Origin of the sequence: Emticicia aquatica (genome assembly GCF_923079645.1) — a bacterium.
Lineage (GTDB): Bacteria > Bacteroidota > Bacteroidia > Cytophagales > Spirosomataceae > Emticicia > Emticicia aquatica.
In genome coordinates, this window is sequence record NZ_CAKLPY010000001.1 from 2,001,041 (window position 1) to 2,019,992 (window position 18,952).

The 18,952-nt window shown below is 33.5% G+C and carries 16 protein-coding genes and 1 tRNA gene; 8 read left to right on the plus strand and 9 right to left on the minus strand.

The genetic code is table 11. From position 1 onward, the window contains the following. Window positions 1–113 precede the first annotated feature (113 nt). Window positions 114–401 carry a hypothetical protein gene (locus MJQ71_RS08635; protein WP_238806173.1) on the minus strand — a complete coding sequence of 96 codons (288 nt, stop codon included), beginning with the start codon at window positions 399–401 and terminating at the stop codon, window positions 114–116. A 144-nt stretch (window positions 402–545) separates the two neighbouring features. On the opposite strand from MJQ71_RS08635, the gene MJQ71_RS08640 reads away from it, so the two are divergent. Beyond that, window positions 546–2,336 carry an LTA synthase family protein gene (locus MJQ71_RS08640; RefSeq protein ID WP_238806174.1) on the plus strand — a complete coding sequence of 597 codons (1,791 nt, stop codon included), beginning with the start codon at window positions 546–548 and terminating at the stop codon, window positions 2,334–2,336. Between the two features lie 50 nt (window positions 2,337–2,386). Here the strand turns inward: MJQ71_RS08640 and hemJ are convergent, their stop codons facing one another. Next, window positions 2,387–2,929 carry a protoporphyrinogen oxidase HemJ gene (hemJ, locus tag MJQ71_RS08645; RefSeq protein WP_238806175.1) on the minus strand — a complete coding sequence of 181 codons (543 nt, stop codon included), beginning with the start codon at window positions 2,927–2,929 and terminating at the stop codon, window positions 2,387–2,389. A 166-nt stretch (window positions 2,930–3,095) separates the two neighbouring features. On the opposite strand from hemJ, the gene MJQ71_RS08650 reads away from it, so the two are divergent. From MJQ71_RS08650 to MJQ71_RS08670, 5 genes are all read left to right on the plus strand, one after another. Beyond that, on the plus strand, window positions 3,096–4,985 hold the full coding sequence (locus tag MJQ71_RS08650) for an OmpA family protein (protein WP_238806176.1): 1,890 nt from the start codon (window positions 3,096–3,098) through the stop codon (window positions 4,983–4,985). A 107-nt stretch (window positions 4,986–5,092) separates the two neighbouring features. After that, window positions 5,093–6,031 carry a thioredoxin-disulfide reductase gene (trxB, locus tag MJQ71_RS08655; protein ID WP_238806177.1) on the plus strand — a complete coding sequence of 313 codons (939 nt, stop codon included), beginning with the start codon at window positions 5,093–5,095 and terminating at the stop codon, window positions 6,029–6,031. Window positions 6,032–6,136: 105 nt separating this feature from the next. Then, complete coding sequence (locus tag MJQ71_RS08660; protein ID WP_238806178.1) at window positions 6,137–7,261, plus strand: M23 family metallopeptidase; 1,125 nt, start codon at window positions 6,137–6,139, stop codon at window positions 7,259–7,261. 84 nt (window positions 7,262–7,345) lie between these two features. Next, window positions 7,346–8,065, plus strand: coding sequence for a bacillithiol biosynthesis deacetylase BshB1 (gene bshB1, locus MJQ71_RS08665; RefSeq protein WP_238806179.1), 720 nt, complete (start codon window positions 7,346–7,348; stop codon window positions 8,063–8,065). Window positions 8,066–8,300: 235 nt separating this feature from the next. After that, on the plus strand, window positions 8,301–9,275 hold the full coding sequence (locus tag MJQ71_RS08670; RefSeq protein ID WP_238806180.1) for an NAD-dependent epimerase/dehydratase family protein: 975 nt from the start codon (window positions 8,301–8,303) through the stop codon (window positions 9,273–9,275). Between the two features lies 1 nt (window position 9,276). Here the strand turns inward: MJQ71_RS08670 and MJQ71_RS08675 are convergent, their stop codons facing one another. From MJQ71_RS08675 to MJQ71_RS08705, 7 genes are all read right to left on the minus strand, one after another. Continuing rightward, a complete protein-coding gene (locus MJQ71_RS08675) occupies window positions 9,277–10,482 on the minus strand; it encodes a glycosyltransferase (protein ID WP_238806181.1) in 1,206 nt (401 codons plus the stop codon). Window positions 10,483–10,581: 99 nt separating this feature from the next. Further along, window positions 10,582–11,694, minus strand: coding sequence for a glycosyltransferase family 4 protein (locus MJQ71_RS08680; RefSeq protein ID WP_238806182.1), 1,113 nt, complete (start codon window positions 11,692–11,694; stop codon window positions 10,582–10,584). 11 nt (window positions 11,695–11,705) lie between these two features. Continuing rightward, window positions 11,706–11,780 (minus strand) — tRNA-Val (locus MJQ71_RS08685). Window positions 11,781–11,929: 149 nt separating this feature from the next. Continuing rightward, window positions 11,930–13,246, minus strand: coding sequence for an MFS transporter (locus tag MJQ71_RS08690; protein ID WP_238806183.1), 1,317 nt, complete (start codon window positions 13,244–13,246; stop codon window positions 11,930–11,932). 34 nt (window positions 13,247–13,280) lie between these two features. Beyond that, a complete protein-coding gene (locus tag MJQ71_RS08695) occupies window positions 13,281–14,060 on the minus strand; it encodes a sterol desaturase family protein (RefSeq protein WP_238806184.1) in 780 nt (259 codons plus the stop codon). Window positions 14,061–14,094: 34 nt separating this feature from the next. After that, window positions 14,095–14,856 carry a 5-oxoprolinase subunit PxpA gene (locus MJQ71_RS08700; protein WP_238806185.1) on the minus strand — a complete coding sequence of 254 codons (762 nt, stop codon included), beginning with the start codon at window positions 14,854–14,856 and terminating at the stop codon, window positions 14,095–14,097. Then, complete coding sequence (locus MJQ71_RS08705) at window positions 14,856–15,740, minus strand: 5-oxoprolinase subunit C family protein (RefSeq protein WP_238806186.1); 885 nt, start codon at window positions 15,738–15,740, stop codon at window positions 14,856–14,858. Before MJQ71_RS08705 ends, MJQ71_RS08700 begins: the two co-directional genes overlap by 1 nt. A 152-nt stretch (window positions 15,741–15,892) precedes the next feature. On the opposite strand from MJQ71_RS08705, the gene MJQ71_RS08710 reads away from it, so the two are divergent. Together MJQ71_RS08710 and MJQ71_RS08715 are read left to right on the plus strand one after the other, a co-directional pair. Further along, window positions 15,893–17,065: a glycoside hydrolase family protein gene (locus MJQ71_RS08710; protein WP_238806187.1), complete on the plus strand. Its 1,173-nt coding sequence runs from the start codon at window positions 15,893–15,895 to the stop codon at window positions 17,063–17,065. 12 nt (window positions 17,066–17,077) lie between these two features. Then, a complete protein-coding gene (locus MJQ71_RS08715; protein WP_238806188.1) occupies window positions 17,078–18,952 on the plus strand; it encodes a heparinase II/III domain-containing protein in 1,875 nt (624 codons plus the stop codon).

Here is an 18,952-nt window from a genome sequence, read left to right on the forward strand (position 1 = left end):
TTTTTAGCAATTACCAATTTTATAATTTCGTGCAATTTAACACTTTAAAATAACAATTAAATGTTTTGACAGATTAACAAAACTGTTTCTTTTGACTTCATTCATCAAATTCATCAACAAAATCGTTCTACTAAGATTTCCCATTCTTCTTCTAGCGAAATTTTTGGCATTGATTCTCCACAACGCCTATACCAATAATTTGCATTGAATCTGTCGCCTTCTTTTCGATGCAAATAAGCGTGTAATTGGTCAAAACTAAGTGTACCTTCTTTGCTTTGTGCAATATTATGGGCTGCTTCCCAATTTCCTTTCGCATCATACCAAAGTGCTTGCAATAACACAGAGAAATGATGTGGAACTAATGTTTCAGAAAGTGTATTTTTGAAGTTTTCTAAAGTCATTTTCTATATTTTTATTCGTTAAACAGAAACTTAGCACTACATTTCCTTTAACTTTGCGATTAAATTAACAATTGATTTATGTATTTATTGGTTTGGTTGAAACGGCTTTCTTGGTTACTAATTTGCTATTTTTTTCTAAGATTTTTGTTTCTCATTTTTAATATTAAGTCATTCCAATACGCTGATTTTCAACAAATTAGCTTTGCTTTTGTCTATGGCATAAAGTTTGATTTATCGGCTATTTTTATAAGTAATATCCTATTCACAATCACATCTTTATTACCATTTCGTTTCATTGAAAAACAAAGCTACCAAACTTTCCTCAAATACATTTATTGGTTACCAAACATTATATTTTTTTGGAGCAATATTGCAGATTTTGAATATTATAAATTTATTGGCAGAAGAACAATCTTTGAAGTTTTTGGTATCATGGGAGATGTTTTAGAGCAGTCTTTCAGTCTTTTGACTAGCTATTGGTTCTTACTTTTACTTTGGATTTTATTAAGTTATGTTTTCGTTAAATATACACCAAACCCAAAAATTAGTGATAAAAAAACGCCTTTTTCACTGCTTTTAAGAATATTCATTTGGTTACTTTCTATCGGCTTTACCATTTTATTTTTTAGAGGTGGTTTTCAAGAAAAACCGCTTCGTATTAATCAAGCATTCGAGCAGCACGACAATAATTTAGGAAATCTTACGCTCAATACCACCTTTACTTTTCTGACAACCATTGATGCTAAAGGAACTGAAAAAGCAAACTACTTTACTGATAACAAAGTAGTTACTAAATTAATTGAGCGAAATAGAAAGCAAAATTTATCCTTAAATTTAAAAAATCAAAATGTAGTAATCATCATTTTGGAAAGTTTTGGCAAAGAATACATGGGCTATAAAAATCCGTATAAAGGTTATACACCATTTCTTGATTCTTTGTCAAAACAAGGGGTTTTTATGGAAAACTGCTTCGCAAATGGGCGAGAATCAATCATTGCGATGCCTGCTATCACAGCTTCTATTCCGCAATTAATCGAAGAACCTTTCATCACTTCAAGTTATCAATCAAATAAGTTTTGGGGTTTAGGCTCAATTGTCAAACAACATGGCTATACCTCTTCATTTTTTCATGGAGCAAGAAATGGTTCAATGGGCTTTGAAGGGTTTTCACAATTAGCTGGCTTCGATAAATATTATGGCATCAACCAATATCCAAAAGAGTTATTTGAACGAGATTTTGATAAAAATTGGGGAATTTTTGATGAACCTTATTTTCAATATTTCGCTTCAGAACTGACTAAAGAAACAAAGCCTTTCGTGAGTTGTATCTTTACTTTGAGTTCGCATCACCCCTACCCAATTCCAAACAAATACAAAGGAAAATTCCCGAAAGGAAAAGCTGAAATTCATGAAAGTTTAGGTTACACCGATTTGGCTCTAAAAAACTTTTTTGCCTCAGCAGCCAAACAACCTTGGTTTAAACATACACTTTTTGTAGTTACAGCCGACCACACTCAGTTTAATACAGAACCGACTTATGCCTCTGCAACTGGTGCTTACCGAGTGCCATTAATATTTTACCACCCTGATAATCAAGTACTTAATGAGATAAAAATAAGTGTAAACTCACAAAAAATCTGTCAACACACCGATATTCTACCAAGTGTTTTAGATTTTCTTAACATTCCACAAAATCAGATTTTACCTTTTGGAGAATCAGTTTTTGCTAAAAGTGAAGGCAAAGCTTTACAATTTAATTCGGGTATTTTCAGAATGATTTCGGGTAATAATTATGTAGAAATGAGTCTGGATGGCAAAGCAAAAAACTTCGATTTATTATCCAATCAATCATTGAAAGAGGCCGATAAAAGTCAATTGAAAGCGTTCATCCAATATTATAGAAATGGCCTGATTGAGAATACTTGGGTAAAATAATATGTTTTTTAGCGAACAAACAATCATATTTATTCGCTAAAAAAGCCTTTTCAATCATTTGGTTTTTCTCGAAACTTACGATAAGCTTTTGCAGCAAAAAACAATGTCATTCCAAAAGCTAAAACACCCAAGAATAAATACACAAAATTGAGCAAATCTTTTACTACTGCTAAAAGTACAATCAGCACTAAAAACAATGTTGGCAATTCATTTAACAAGCGAAATTGAAACGAGGTAAAAGTATCTTTTCCAGTTTCCTGTTTCTTTATAATACCTTTGCAATAAAGGTGATAAAGTGTCAAAAGTATCAAAAAGACCAGTTTTATTTGCATCCAGCCTTGTTCAAGAAAATATGGCGAATTGATAAGCATCAAAATTCCACAAGTCCATGTAATCATCATTGCAGGATTACAAATAATTTTATACACCCGCCATTGCATGACAGTATATTGTTTTTTCCAATCTTCTTGCAAGGCTTCGGGCTTATCGTTCGCTTCAGAATGGTAAACAAACATTCTGACTAAATAAAATAATCCTGCAAACCAAGATACAAAACCGATTATATGTAGAGATTTTAGGTATAAATGAAGCATCGTTTTATTGGAAATAAATATACAATTGAAATCTAAAAATAGCTAATTAACTGAATAAATGCATTCAAATTTCATTCATTCGTGATTACTAATAATTTAATTACGATGCAAAGATAACAATGAATTGTTGCTGAACGTTTTAATTCATATTTTCAAAACGAAATTTATGCAAAAAATCTTTACTGTTATATTTCTTTTTTTGTCAATAAATATCTTTGCCCAAAACTCAAAATTGGACGCTGAAAAAGCTAAAGAATTTTATAATAAAGCTCTAAAAAATATCACAGAAAGAAAAACTTCCGAAGCTATTGAAAACCTCTTAAAAGCAATTGATAAAGATTCTACTTTTAGTGACCCATATTTCAAATTGGGACAAATCAACGAAGCCGCTCGCAGCCAAGAAAATGCTATAAAATATTACAAAAAAGCAATCGAATTAAGACCAAATGACCCATTATTAACGCAAGGTTATACTTATATTGGCACTAGACTCATAAAATCAGGAAATTACACGCAAGCAAAAGAATATTTAAGTTTTTCGATTAAAAACGTGCCGCCTAATAGTCCTGTAATGAAGCAATTAACCAAGCAATTGGAGTTATGCAAGTTTGGTGAAGAAGCACAAAAAACTCCTTTGAATTATATTGCTGCTGAAATGGGTTCAACCATTAATTTTAAAAATAAACAATATTTCCCAGTATTAACGGCTGATAATGAAACACTTATATTTACCGCTCGCTCTGAAGACGGCGACGAAAATTTATATATATCTCAATTAGTAAATAATGTTTGGACAGCCCCAAAAAGTATTTCACCGAAAATCAATTCAACAGCAAATGAAGGTACTTGCAGTATTTCGGCCGATGGACGAACTTTGGTTTTTACAAGTTGTGACAGTCGCAATAGTTTAGGTAGTTGTGATTTGTACATTTCAAAGAAAATAGGTGATGAGTGGAGTACGCCAGAAAATCTAGGCGAAAATGTCAATTCGCCTTTTTGGGAAGCACAACCTAGTCTTTCAACCGATGGCAGAATTTTGTATTTTTCATCAGATAGACAAGGTGGTTACGGTCGTAAAGACCTATGGGTAAGTCAATTATCTGAAAATAATAGCTGGACAAAAGCTATAAATTTAGGTCCAATTGTGAATACTAATAATGATGAAATTTCACCATTTATACACGCCAACGGTCATACTTTATTTTTTGCTTCTGATGGACATTTAGGGATGGGTGGATTAGATTTATTTATGACTGAATCAAAAATTGGCGTTTACTCAAAACCCGAAAACTTAGGATTTCCAGTCAATACTTTTGAGGACCAAGTAGCACTTTTTATTTCAGCTGATGGTAAAAAAGGTTATTATTCATCAGATGTAAAAAATACAATCAAACTCTTTCAATTTGATATTCCGAAGGAGCTTTCTGAAAAATTTAAAACAACTTATTTTGTTAAAGGAATCGTAAAAGATGCTCAAAATAAGAAAAATATTGCAACAACTATTGAGTTAGTAGATTTGAAAACGAACTTGGTTACTGAAAACGTAAAATCGGATTCAATTACAGGCGAATATACTGCGGTTTTACCAAATGGAAGTAAATACGGCCTTTTTGTAAATAAAAATGATTATTTCTTCAAAAGTCTATCTTTCGATTTCTCAGAAAAAAACGAATCTGCAAATAAAATCATTGATATTTACCTTGAACCCATCAAAAAAAATGTCAAAGAAGTTTTAAATAATATATTTTTTGATTCGGGGAAAACCGATTTGCGACCAGAATCATATACTGAACTTGAAAAATTGGTTGTATTATTTAAACAAAATCCAAGTTTGAAAGTAGAAATTTCTGGTCATACCGATGATATTGGCAAAGATGTTGAAAACCAAGTTTTATCAGAAAAACGTGCTTTATCAGTGACACAATATTTAGTACAAAAGGGGGTCAATGCACTTAATATCAAGTCCGTAGGATTTGGAAAAAGCAAACCAATAGTACCAAACAATTCTGAGGAAAATCGTCAAATTAACCGCAGAATCGAAATCAGTATTTTGTAAACTTGTTGATTACCTCTTTTTTGACGAACTTTGCAGATAGGAAATAGGTTTTAATTGATTACGTAAATTAATATTTTAATATAAAAACCTTTTGAGGTTAGGGTTATATGCAAGAAAAAGTAGAAGTTTTAATTTTGGGTTCAGGCCCAGCAGGTTATACAGCAGCTATTTACGCAGCAAGAGCAGGTCTAAAACCAATGATGTATCAAGGTGGACAACCAGGCGGTCAATTAACAATTACGACTGATGTTGAAAACTTCCCTGGTTATCCAGAAGGCATTCAAGGCCCAGAAATGATGGAAGATTTCAGAAAACAAGCCGAGCGATTTGGACTTGATAACCGTTATGGAATGGCTACAAAAGTTGATTTCTCAACTCCTGGCAATCATAAAGTAACAATTGATGATTCGATTGAAATTACAGCGAAAACTGTTATTATTGCCACAGGTGCATCGGCAAAATGGCTTGGTTTGGAATCTGAACAACGCTTAAATGGTTATGGTGTTTCGGCATGTGCTGTTTGTGATGGATTCTTTTTCCGTGGACAAGAGGTAGCAATCGTTGGTGCAGGCGATACAGCTTGTGAAGAAGCTCATTATTTATCAAAACTTTGTAAAAAAGTATATATGTTGGTGCGTCGTGATGAATTCCGAGCATCAATTATCATGCAAAACAGAGTAAAAAACACACCAAATATTGAGATTTTATTCAATACAGAAACCGTTGATGTATTAGGTGAAGATGGAGTTACGGGTGCAAAAATAAGAAATACTGTAACAAAAGAAGAAAAAACTATTGATGTAACTGGTTTTTTTGTAGCTATTGGTCACCAACCCAATACCCAAATTTTCAGCGATTTTATTACGTTGGATGAAGCTGGATACATTGAAACCGAAAAAGGAAGTAGCAGAACAAACATTGAGGGTGTTTTTGCTTGTGGTGATGCACAAGACAAAATCTATCGTCAAGCAGTAACCGCAGCAGGAAGTGGTTGTATGGCCGCTCTCGATGCAGAGAGATATTTAGCAGCTCAAGGCTTGCATTAAACATAAGTTTTTCATAAAATTGTTATTAAAAGAAGCCAAAAACTCATTTTGGCATACTTTTAGTAACAATTTGTGAGCTGCCTTCAAACAAAAAACAAATAAAGCATGAAAAAGGCTCTATTACCAATTCTATTAGCTTTGTCGATTTCAAGTGCAACTTTTGCTCAGCGAGAGCGAGGTTCAAAACTGAATAAGCCAAATATTCCTACCAACCAAAAGGATTCAAAAGCTAAAGAAAAAAACTTTAATAAGCAACAAAAAGAAGATGATGAATTTAGTTTTGAAGAAGAACCGAAACTAAGATTTGTCAATGAATTTGAAACTACGAAAGTAGTTGAATCGGCACCCTCAGTAAAAATTGAACCAATAAAAGATTTAAATACTGCCGTTCATGAAGATACATCTAGCATTGATGAAGGGCAAGTACAAATTGTTGAAATAGAAGATGAAGCCCAATTTGTAGGAAGTGATGACATGATTAAAATTGCCAGTTATTTCTCAGTTTGGGATACAGATTCTGTTGACCCTTATGGTATTGATGCCAAGGAGTTTGATGACGTTGTACCGATTCAATTATATGACATTTCGCAAGGAAGATATTGGGCTGGCCCATTAAGTAAAGGTGTTACGAACTCAAATTTTGGCTGGCGTTGGAAACGTTGGCATACAGGGCAAGACTTGGATTTAGAAACAGGTGACCCTGTTTATGCTGCTTTTGATGGCATTATTAGGGTTGCTAGTACTCGTGGAGCTTATGGACGTTGTGTTGTAATCCGTCATTATAATGGGCTTGAAACCTTATATGGTCACTTATCAAAAATTAATTTTGAACCCAACACCATCGTAAAAGCTGGAGATGAAATTGGCAAAGGTGGAAGTACAGGTCGTAGTTCTGGCCCTCACCTTCATTTTGAAACACGCTATGAAGGAAATCCGTTTGACCCAAGAAATATTTTCACATTTAATCCAAGTCAAATCAATATTATTTCTCAAGACTTCTTGATGACATCACGAGTTTATGATTATTTACGTGGTGGTGCAGGAAAAAGTGATTTTGAATTTGACGAACCAGTAGCTGTAAGTCGTAAAGTTTGGTATAGAGTTCGTTCGGGCGAAACTCTTTCTGAAATTGCTGGAAAATTTAATTCAACTGTTACGGAATTAGCTAAGTTAAATAAAATAAAATCTTATACCCGATTAAAAGTTGGATATAGACTGAGAGTTAAATAGATAAAATCATAATGTTTATTGCGACGTGAAACTTTTTACGTCGCTTTTTTTTTATATTAAATATACTTTTAATGTTTTAGAAATATGAAATTAGATATACTTGTAATGGCTGCACACCCAGATGATGCAGAAATGTCGACTGGTGGCACAATTGCTTCTGCAATAGCAAAAGGCAATAAAGTTGGAATTGTTGACTTTACTAGAGGTGAGCTAGGTACGCGTGGAACACCCGAAATTAGAGCCGCAGAAGCAGCAGCAGCCTCACAAATACTCAATGTTTCAGTGAGAGAAAACCTAGGTTTTAGAGACGGTTTTTTCAAAAATGATGAAGAACATCAGATGCAGTTAATTGCGGCGATACGCCGTTATCAACCTGAAATCGTTTTAGCAAATGCCATCGAAGACCGCCATCCAGACCATGGAAAGGCTGCTGCAATTGCCGTTGATGCCTGCTTTTTATCAGGCTTACGAATGATTCAGACACATGATTTTGATGGAACTATACAACAAGCTTGGCGGCCAAAAGCATTATATCATTATATTCAAGACAGATTTATAATACCTGATTTGGTGGTTGATATTTCTAATTATTGGAATCTTAAAGAAGCTTCAATCAGAGCTTATAAAAGTCAGTTTTATGACCCAAATAGTAAAGAACCTGAATCTTATCTGACCAGTCCAGAATTTTTAGAATTCTTAAAAGCTCGTTCGCAAGAAATGGGGCATAAAATTGGGGCAAAATTTGGAGAAGGTTATACAAAAACCAAAATGATTGGTGTAAATGACTTATTTAACCTAATATGACATTTTTAAGAAAAAAAACTAAAAAATACTAATAAATAAAGCTATTTTACCCAAAATCATTCATAAAAAGACTCTCATATAATGCTTTTTGTACGCAGTTTTGACTAATTTATAGTACCATTTAACAATTTAATTGGCTTTTTTATAAATTTCTAGACAGTCTTTTGTATTTTATTGGTTTCATTTAGTAAATTTGTACTTTATTTAGAATTATTTATTTCGATTATTGAATTATATGAAAAGAGCATTAGTTTGTGGAGCAGGTGGTTTTATTGGTGGCCATTTAGTTAATCGCTTAAAAAATGAAGGATATTGGGTTAGAGGAGTAGATTTAAAATATAATGAATATGGTAACGGCAATGCCGATGAGTTTGTTATCGGAGATTTGACTGACCCAGTTATTTGTCGTCAAGTTACAGAAGGAGGATTCGATGAGGTTTACCAATTAGCTGCTGATATGGGTGGAGCTGGATATATTTTTACAGGTGAAAACGATGCTGCCGTAATGCACAATTCGGCCCTTTGTAACCTAAATATGCTTCATGCAGCACATTTGGCTGGTGTAAAGAAGATTTTCTATTCATCATCAGCTTGTATGTATCCTGAATACAATCAGCTTGACCCAGAAAACCCAAAATGTTCAGAAGAATCTGCTTATCCTGCCGCTCCTGACAGTGAATACGGTTGGGAAAAATTATTTAGTGAACGACTTTTCTTAGCTTATCAGAGAAATCTGGGCATTACTGTTAAAGTTGCTCGTTTTCATAATATTTTTGGTCCACAAGGCACATGGAGAGGTGGTCGTGAGAAAGCACCAGCCGCTATCTGCCGCAAAGTTATTGAAGCAGAAGAAGGTGGGACCATTGAAATTTGGGGAGATGGTAAACAAACGCGTTCATTTTTATATGTAGAAGAATGTTTAGAAGGCGTTCGCCGATTGATGGAATCCGACTTCTCTGGCCCAGTAAATATTGGTTCAGAAGAGATGATTTCAATCAATGATTTTGCAAAAATGATTGCCGAAATTTCTGGCAAAAACATTACTATCAAAAATATTCCTGGCCCAGAAGGTGTTCGTGGAAGAAATTCTGACAATGCATTGATCCAAGAAAAACTCAATTGGGCTCCATCGCATTCTCTTAAAGAAGGAATCACAAAAACATACCAATGGATTGCTGAACAAGCAGCCAAAGAAGTTGAACTAGTTTAATTCAAATTTCTAATAAAGTTTTTATAAAGCTATCACTACTGTGATTTTCTACAAAATCGGTTGCTCTTTTTGGGTAACCGTTTTTGTTTTCTAACAAATCCTGCATGGCATCTTTCATTTCAGAAGTATTAAACCCATCAACAGCGAGACCTAATTCATATTTGCGAGTCAAATCACCTACAACTCCAAATTTTGTTGCAAGTACAGGTTTATTATGCCGAGCGGCTAAACCAATGACACCACTTGATGAGAAGAAATTGATATAAACCACTGAAATTATATCACTTTGCCCAACAAAAGCTTCCATTTCATCATCATCAACAAATCTACTTTCCAAAGCAATTTGTAGCTGTGGTCGATTAGTTTTTGTCTCAACTAATGCCTCTGCAAGCGATTTCTCATAATCAGGTCTAATTTTACCAACAATCAATAAACAGGTTTTTGATGCCTCTTCCTGCGATAATTGTTGCATCGCTTTTAAGATATTAACAACATTCTTTTTTTCATCTATAAATCCAAAAGCTAAAATAATTTTTTTATCGGCAGCAATATTATATTTTTCTCTAATATCAAGCCCTTCTCGTACTGGATAATCATAAACTGGGTCTGGCAAGTAAGTAAATACTTTCGTTCCCAAAGTTTCATTCATCGTTTTGAGGGTTTCTAAATCATTAAAAATAAAAACTTTCTTTAATTGTGTATTTCTGCACATCCACCAAGTAGTGAATAGTTTTCTTGCTTTTGTAATTGTTGATTTTTGTTTCGCTCGAAGTGTCGTATCTTGAGCAATCACACGCGGATACGGATTAAACATTATACCCGTTACTTCACAAGGTAAACGGCTACTTCCAATCGTGTGTTGAAACATATCTAGCATCATCATTACAAGCTTATCAGCCTTATAATCAGTTACATATCTTACAATATGCTTCCAAATAAGTTGCGTTGATTTGACGATACTCATCCCAGAATTTATAGGTGTAAACTCTTCATCAGTGAAAAAAACTATTGAAACATTTGAGGCAGAAGTTTTGACTGAAGGAATATTTTTGGCTTCAGGATTTAGCAAAAAAATATATTCATTTGAAGAGGGATTCTTTTCTAAAAATCGTAAAATATTTTGGATATGTCCTAAATTGTGTCCTATTAATTTTACGTAAATATCACAAATAACGATTCGCATTTTTTCTTTTATTAGACGTTTCAAGTCTATTTATGTTCAGAATAATATCTTATTGATACAAAAAAAAGATAATTATACTATATTCCCTAATAATAATTTTGAATGAATATGCTGAAAGTGTCATTATCCGATGACAGATTGATAAACTTCTAACGTTTTGGAAGCAGTTATTGAAGGAGAAAAATCTTTTAATCTTTGTTGTCCTTTTTTAATTAATGAAGCTCGTAATTCTGCATCTTCAACTATTTTTTCGACTTGAAAAGCTATTTCTTCTTTGTCATTTGGGTTAAAATATAAAGCCGCATCTTGACCAACTTCAGGAAAACAAGAACGATTACTTAAAACTACTGGACAATTACACGCAAATGCTTCCAAAATTGGAATACCAAATCCTTCGTAAAGTGATGGATAAACAAAAGCTAATGCATTTTTATACAATAAATATAGATCATCATCACTATCAACTTCTCGATGAAGAATTTGATTACTTATTTTTAATTCAGCGAATAAATTTTCTTCAAAAGCAGTAAATTTTCCATTTCCTCCGCAAAGCAAATACAAATCATCTTGTTTATGTAAAATTGGAGCAATAGCTCTGACATAAACATCAAAATTTTTATAGTTTTCTCGGTTACCAACGTAAAGTAAATATCTTTCTGGCGTTGTGATTTTTACAGCTGGATTTGGAACAAAAGTAGAAAAATGGGTCGAATGATAAATTACTTCAACTTTATCGGGAGCAATATCGAATATTTCAAGAATATCTTGTTTTGTATTTTCTGAAACTGCTATAATTTTTGAGGCTTTCTCAAGTATTTTCTGTTTTTGGCTTTTATCAAAACCATCTAGGGCAGCATATTTCATCGAAAATTTTTCAGGAATTACGTCATGATGCGTAATTACGAAAGGCTTTTTTCCAAGAAATGGCAAAAAGTAATCTTTAAAATAAGTTGGATGAAAAATGTCAAAATTTTGGCGGGAAATCTGAAAAGCACTATTCAAACGATTGATATGCGAAAAAAGCATATTTGTTTTAGCATATCCTAAGAAAAACCTAAAAGGAATTACATTCTTAATATCTCCATTTTTCAAATAATGGTTATTTGAAAACAATAAAGCCAACTTAACATCAACTTCTTGCTCATATTTTAGATTTTGCATCAGGTCATAAAAATACCTTGCAACACCGCCATATTTAGCACCAGAAAATGATTGATGATCGTAGAGAACCTTCATAATGTAAAAAGTAGGATGTAACGGATTCGAACCGATGACCTTCGCCCTGTCAAGGCGACACTCTAAACCAACTGAGCTAACATCCTGAATATCAACAGATTAGTAGTATGAAAAATAAAAAGGATAATTATCAATAATTTTTTGATAATTATTCTGATACTATTATAACTGTATTGTAAAAATTGTATCACAAATATACTGATTTTTACATTTTTCACCAATGATTCGGCAGGAATTAATGGTAAACTTTTTTGGATGGTACTCTCATTAATAAAATAAAACCAACAACAAAAAACACCAAAATTGTTAAAACAGAATTTCGCATATTACCTGTAATCTGACCAACTAAACCAAAAATAAGCGTTCCTAAGGTGATTGCAATTTTTTCAATAATATCATAAAATCCAAAATAGGATGCAGTGTCTGTTGTATCGTCTGGTAAAAGTTTAGCAAAAGTTGAACGAGAAAGTGATTGAATTCCGCCCATAACTAAACCAACTACGGCTGCGATGACATAAAATTCGTTTTGTGTTGTAGTAAAATATGCTGCCAAAGGCATCAAAGACCAAATAAAAATAAAAATCAATAATCCTTTTGTATTCCCTAATTTACTCGAAAGCCATGAAGCTAAATAAGACCCAGGAATTGCAATAAGTTGAATGAGTAGCAATGTAGTAATTAGACCAGATTTTTCGATGTGTAGTTCTTTATCGGCAAATATTGTAGCTACATAAATTACCGTCATTACGCCCATGTCATAAAAGAAAAACGCTAATAAAAACTTCGTAATTAGTTTATTTTGTCGTACTTCAGTTAATACTTTTTTGAGTTCGCCAAAACCAGTGGTCAATCTTCCTGTTTTAAATGATTTTGGATTATCTTTTGGCAGGAAATAAAAGGGAATTTGTGCAAATAATGCCCACCAAATTCCGACTGTTAAGAACGATATACGAGCGGTAAAACCTGAGTCTGAGTCAGCTTGCGTAAGACCAAACATGGTTGGTTTCATTATCAATAGCAAGTTGCAAACCAATAAAATAACACTTCCGATATAGCCCATCGTAAAACCTTTGGCACTTAAATTATCAAAACGGTCTTCGGTTGCAATTTCTGGCAGAAACGAATTGTAGAATACGATACTTCCCCCCCAACCCATTATTGAAAGTCCAAAAGCAATAACAGCAGAATTAACATTTTCTCTAGTAAAAAAATAAAAGTATGCACAACTTGCTGCTCCTAGATAGCAAAAAAGTTTCATAAAAAACTTTCTTCTACCGCTTGAGTCTGCCAATGGCGTAAGGATTGGATTTAAAATTACCAATAAAAGAGTAGCCACCGAAATCGTATAAGAATAAAGTACTGAGTTTTGTACTTTAAAACCGAAAAAATCGACAATATCATTAATCACTTTTCCATCAGCATCTTTTATTGACGTAGTTGCCAAAAAATACATAGGAAATACAACAGTGGTTATCACTAAGTTATGGACAGAATTGGCCCAATCGTACATTGTCCAAGCGTTCAAAACTTTTTTTTGATTCTTTTCAAACATTTTAGGGTAGTTTTATAGTGATTTTTCTTATTTATTAAACTTTCGATATTGACCTCGCTTTCAATTCTTCAAATTCTTCATCATATCTTTCATCAAGCGTTCTCAATATTCTATCCCAAAAACTAAAGTATAAACCATAATTATTTTTGAAATAATGGTGATGCTGATTATGTAAAACTGACGTATTTAGCCATTTCCAAAGCCAATGTTTATTTGCTCCTTTGGGTAGCAACTCCCAGCCTAAATGTCCGTAAACATTGTAAGCGGTCATAAAAAACAAGAAAATTACAATCATCAGCGGATGCAAAGGTAACACAAAAGCGAAGATGACAAAAATTCCTGCTTCAACCAAGCCTTCGAGTGGTTGAAACGAAAAGGATGTCCACGGACTAGGATTAGTTGATTGATGATGAACTTTATGAAAATATTTAAAAAGCTTAGGATGGTGCATCAATCGGTGCATCCAATAAAAATAGGTATCATGAATGATGAGTGTCAAGAAGAATGATAAAATAAAATAACTCCAGCCATAATCTGAAATTTTATAATAAGTCAACGTATAAGGTCTAATTGTTGGATTATAAAGTACCATTCCGACTAATCCAAAAATAAAAAAAGTAAGTAACGAATACGCTATTTCTCTTTGATAATCCGTTGTTTTAGGGAATTTCAATTGGATTTTCTTGTATGAAGCCCTTTTTTTAAGCCAAATGTACCAAATCAAGTAAGCGAGTCCTGCAAGAATAAAATACCGTAAAAAGCTAGCAGTTGTGATGTACAAAAAAATCTGGAAAATATCTTCTGGTAAAAGCATTTTTGTAAAATTAGTAATGGAAAAATTGTTTTTCTCAAATAGTTTCAATCAAAATATTACGTAAAAGCAATTCTTTACGAAGCTCATTTACAAATGAAACCGCATGAATACCATCGCCATGAATACAAACTGTATTAGCTTTTAATGAAACTTCTTTTCCGTCCGTCGAAATTACACATTGTTTTTCAATCATCATAATTACTTGATTGACAGCTTCTTGTATATTTTCGATCATTGCATTTGGCTGTGTTCGTGGAGTCAAACTTCCATCATTTTGATAAGTACGGTCTGCAAAAACTTCGGAGGCTGTTTTAAGTCCAATTTTTTCTGCTTCCGAAATCAAATGGCTACCCGAAAGTCCGTATAAAATTAATTCAGGATGAATCGCCTTTGTAGCTAGTGCAATAGCATTTGCTAAATTTGGGTCTTTAGCGGCCATATTATATAATGCACCATGCGGTTTCACATGATGTAATTTTCCGCCCAAAGCACGCACCGTACCGAGCATTGCTCCGATTTGAAAAACACAAATATCATAAACTTCTTGCGAAGAAAGTTGCATATTTCGACGCCCAAAACCCTGTAAATCTGGAAAAGCTGGGTGAGCCCCAATCGCAACACCATTTTTCAGTGCTAGAGCGGCAGTTTCTCGCATAATTGTTGCATCACCCGCATGAAAACCACAAGCAATATTTGCAGACGAAATCATCGTCATTAATGTTTCGTCGTTTCCTAAAGTCCATGAGCCAAACGACTCACCCATGTCACAATTGAGGTCAATTACCTTGCTTTTCATTAAATATTATTAAAAAACTTAATACTTTCTTTTAATTTTTGTATATCTCTTTCTTGCGAAATTAATAAATCTTCTGCTTTCTCAATCGAAATTAATTGAAGTTTGAATGAATCATTGAAGTCCAATTGAGCCAAATATGGCAAATCGACCGAAATTATATTTCCTATTCGAGGATAACCGCCGCTTGTTTGGTGGTCAGCCATGAGAATAATTATTTGACCATCAGGCAAAAGTTGAATTGTACCAAAATCTACTGCCGACGAAACTAATTCGATTGCTTTGTCAAGTTTGAGCGGTTCGGTATTCATTCTAAAACCCATTCGATTTGAGTTTTTAGTAATCGTAAACAGCTGATTTTCGATATTTTGTTTGCTATTTTTAGTCAAAAATTCATATTCATTTCCTAAAGTAAACCTAATGTGAGGCGTTTTTGATGATTTTAAAAATATTTTCGATTCATACATCGAATTGCCCAAATATGGCAAAAATTTATTTTCAACTTTGGGCGAACCAAAACCGCCTTTCACTCCCAAATACACTCGATTTCCAGCTACTTTTTTATTAAATTTTAAAATACTCCCAATCGTCACATTGATGGCTTTCCAATTGGCAATTGCCTGATTATCAATAGTTGGCATAAAATCAGCACCGCCAATAATAATCGTGCAGTTTTCTTCAAACAAGATTTCTGAAGCAGGAAAGTGCATTTCAAGAACTGATTCAGATTCATTATTTTGAAGCAAAATATTAATTAAACGAACCGCATATTTATCCATCGCACCACTTGGATTAACTCCTAAATGCCGCAAACCATTTTTTCCTAAATCTTGAAAAGTAGATAATAAACCTTTTTTTAAAAGTTTCAATTTGATGTTTTTTTTCAAAAATAAGTCTTTTGTACTAACAAGCAAAGTAGAATGAGTTTTGATTTTGCCTGAAAATATTTATTGAATACAGTTCTATTTTTTCATTAATTTTGTTGCAATTGATTTATATTAAAATCAATACATTATTCAACCTTATAAAAAACCTTTCAATGAAAAACTTTTTAATTGTTTGTTTATCTATTCTGACGTTTTCTTCATTTAGTCAATCAAAACTTAACGTAAAAAAGGAATTTGAATTTGCAGCCAAGCAATACCAAGGCATGCTTTCATCGCATCCTGATTTGACTCAATTTCCACAATCTACTCTGCCTGATGGTTCACCTCGAAACATGAAATCTGACTGGTGGTGTAGTGGTTTTTTTGGCGGTTCGCTGTGGTATATTTATCAATATAATCATTTGCCAACTTGGAAAGCCGCAGCCGAAAAATGGACAATGGCTGTTGAAAATGAGAAATATAATACTCGAACGCACGACTTAGGATTTATGCTATATTGTCCGTTTGGCAATGGTTATCGTTTAACTAAAAACCCTGTCTATAAAGACATTATGCTTACAGGAGCAAAATCTTTGGCTACAAGATTTGACCCAAAAATTGGCTTAATCAAATCTTGGGAAAGCTTTGTTGGTGGTTATAAATATCCTGTTATCATAGATAATATGATGAACCTTGAGTTTTTATTTTGGGCAGCAAAAGAATCTGGAAATAAAGAATTGTATAATCTAAGTGTAATTCACGCAGACAATACAATGAAAAATCATTATCGCCCTGATTTTAGTAGTTATCATGTGCTTTGTTACGGGCCAAATGGCGAAATTTTAGCAAAAAAAACACATCAAGGAGCAGCCGATGAATCTGCATGGTCAAGAGGGCAAGCTTGGGGTTTATACGGTTACACGGTTATGTATCGTGAAACAAAAGATAAAAAATATTTAGATTTTGCTCGAAATATTGCCAATTTCTATCTCAATAATCCAAATCTTCCTGCTGACAAAATACCTTATTGGGACTTTAGCAAAGTTGGAGAAGAACGTGACGCTTCGGCAGGTGCAATTTGTGCTTCAGCTTTATTAGAATTGAGTACTTTTGGAGGAAAAGATGCTAAAACTTACTACAATTCAGCAGTTAAAATGCTTGAAAGCCTTTCTACTCCAGCCTATAAAGCAGAATTAGGAAAGAATAATCACTTTATTTTGATGCATAGTACAGGCCATAAACCTGGAAATTCGGAGATTAATGTTCCACTTATTTATGCAGATTATTATTATCTAGAAGGTCTTTTAAGATATGAATCTTTAAGAACAAAAAAGAAACTATTTTAAGCTAATTCTACGATGAAAAAAATAACGCTTTTTGTAGTTAGTTTTATTTTGGCTTATTCAAATATTTTTGGTCAATTTAAGTATTTGAATAATGTTTCAAAAGTAGCCGACCATCCTAGAATTTTACTTCTAAAAGGAGAAGAACAGGCAATCTTAAAAAACATAGCAAAAGATGCTCATTGGAAAAACCTTCATCGATTAATTATTGATGAAAGTAACAAAATTATTCCTTTACCAACCTTAGAAAGAATTCAAATCGGACGACGTTTACTTGATAAATCGAGGGAATGTATTCGTCGAGTGTTTTTCCTTTCTTATGCTTTCCGAATTACAAAAGAGAGAAAATACCTCGAAAGAGCAGAACAAGAATTGGTTAAGGTTTCGCAATTTAAAGATTGGAATCCAAGTCATTTTTTAGATGTTGCCGAAATGACAATGGGTGTTTCCATCGGCTACGATTGGTTGTTTGATGACTTATCCGATGCGTCCAAAAAAATCATTAAAGAAGCAATCATCACCAAAGGAATTGAGCCTTCTTTCGATGAAAAATTTAATGGTTGGTTAAAAGCATCGCACAATTGGAATCAAGTTTGTAATGCAGGAATTTCTTACGGAGCATTGGCAGTTTATGAAAATGATGAAAATCTAGCAAAAAAAGTGATAGACCGTGCCATTGAGTCAATCAAACTACCAATGGAAGATTACAAACCCGAAGGAGCTTATCCTGAAGGATATAGTTATTGGGGATATGGGACGAGTTTTAATGTCATGTTTTTGAGTGCCATCCAACAAGTTTTTTCTACTGATTTTGGTCTTTCTGAAACTGCGGGCTTTTTAAAAACGGCAGGTTACTTACAAAATATGGTAGGCAATTCTGGCAAAAACTTCAACTATTCTGATGATAGAATTGGCACTGGGCTAAATCCTGCCATGTTTTGGTTTGCTAATCGGACAAGAAATAATAGTCTTTTATTTACTGAAAAACAGTATCTTCAAAAGCAAGAAAATTCGATGGTAAAAGACCGCTTACTTCCAGCTACAATGATTTGGGGTAAAGATATTAACTTGGAAAAGATAGTCGAACCAAAACAACTAATTTGGGTTGGACAAGGCAAAAACCCCGTAGCATTAATACGAACTTCTTGGTCGAAAGCAGACGCAATTTATGTTGGCTTGAAAGGCGGTTCTCCTTCGGTAAATCATGGTCACATGGATATTGGTTCTTTTGTGATGGATGCTAATGGCGAGCGTTGGTCGATGGATTTGGGTATGCAAGAATATGAATCTTTGGAGTCTAAAGGTGTAAAACTTTGGGGAATGACGCAAGACTCAGAGCGTTGGCAAATTTACCGTTATAATAATTTAGCACACAGCACGCTTGCTTTCGATAACGAATTTCAAAAGGTTGAAGGTTATGCACCAATATCAAGTTTTACTGAAAATTCCAATTTTTTGAGTGCAACAAGCGATATAACTGCTGTTTACAAGGATAAAGTTGCATCAGCCAATCGAGGTGTTGCTATTATTGACCAAAAATATGTAGTTATAAGAGATGAGATAAAAACTGTCGAGAAAGAAACAACCGTAAGATGGGCAATGATGACGGCGGCAGATGTAAAAATCTTCGAAAATGGTGTTGCAGAATTGCATCAAAATGGAAAAAAACTACAATTAAAAGTAAGTGAACCAAATAATATTGCACTTAAAACTTGGTCGACTCAACCTACTCATGATTATGACGCACCAAATACGGGAACAACTCTGGTTGGCTTTGAAGTCAAAATTCCAGCAAATACAAGTACTTCACTCAATGTTTTGTTAATTCCTGAAGGTGCAAATGTAAATAATAAACAAAAGATTTTGCCTTTGAAAGATTGGAAAAAATAA

Coding starts and splice junctions, on each gene's coding strand:
- MJQ71_RS08635 (WP_238806173.1), bottom strand. CDS start 401: ATGACTTTAGAAAACTTCAAAAATACACTTTCTGAAACATTAGTTCCA.
- hemJ (WP_238806175.1), bottom strand. CDS start 2,929: ATGCTTCATTTATACCTAAAATCTCTACATATAATCGGTTTTGTATCT.
- MJQ71_RS08650 (WP_238806176.1), top strand. CDS start 3,096: ATGCAAAAAATCTTTACTGTTATATTTCTTTTTTTGTCAATAAATATC.
- trxB (WP_238806177.1), top strand. CDS start 5,093: ATGCAAGAAAAAGTAGAAGTTTTAATTTTGGGTTCAGGCCCAGCAGGT.
- MJQ71_RS08660 (WP_238806178.1), top strand. CDS start 6,137: ATGAAAAAGGCTCTATTACCAATTCTATTAGCTTTGTCGATTTCAAGT.
- bshB1 (WP_238806179.1), top strand. CDS start 7,346: ATGAAATTAGATATACTTGTAATGGCTGCACACCCAGATGATGCAGAA.
- MJQ71_RS08670 (WP_238806180.1), top strand. CDS start 8,301: ATGAAAAGAGCATTAGTTTGTGGAGCAGGTGGTTTTATTGGTGGCCAT.
- MJQ71_RS08680 (WP_238806182.1), bottom strand. CDS start 11,694: ATGAAGGTTCTCTACGATCATCAATCATTTTCTGGTGCTAAATATGGC.
- MJQ71_RS08690 (WP_238806183.1), bottom strand. CDS start 13,246: ATGTTTGAAAAGAATCAAAAAAAAGTTTTGAACGCTTGGACAATGTAC.
- MJQ71_RS08695 (WP_238806184.1), bottom strand. CDS start 14,060: ATGCTTTTACCAGAAGATATTTTCCAGATTTTTTTGTACATCACAACT.
- MJQ71_RS08700 (WP_238806185.1), bottom strand. CDS start 14,856: ATGAAAAGCAAGGTAATTGACCTCAATTGTGACATGGGTGAGTCGTTT.
- MJQ71_RS08710 (WP_238806187.1), top strand. CDS start 15,893: ATGAAAAACTTTTTAATTGTTTGTTTATCTATTCTGACGTTTTCTTCA.
- MJQ71_RS08715 (WP_238806188.1), top strand. CDS start 17,078: ATGAAAAAAATAACGCTTTTTGTAGTTAGTTTTATTTTGGCTTATTCA.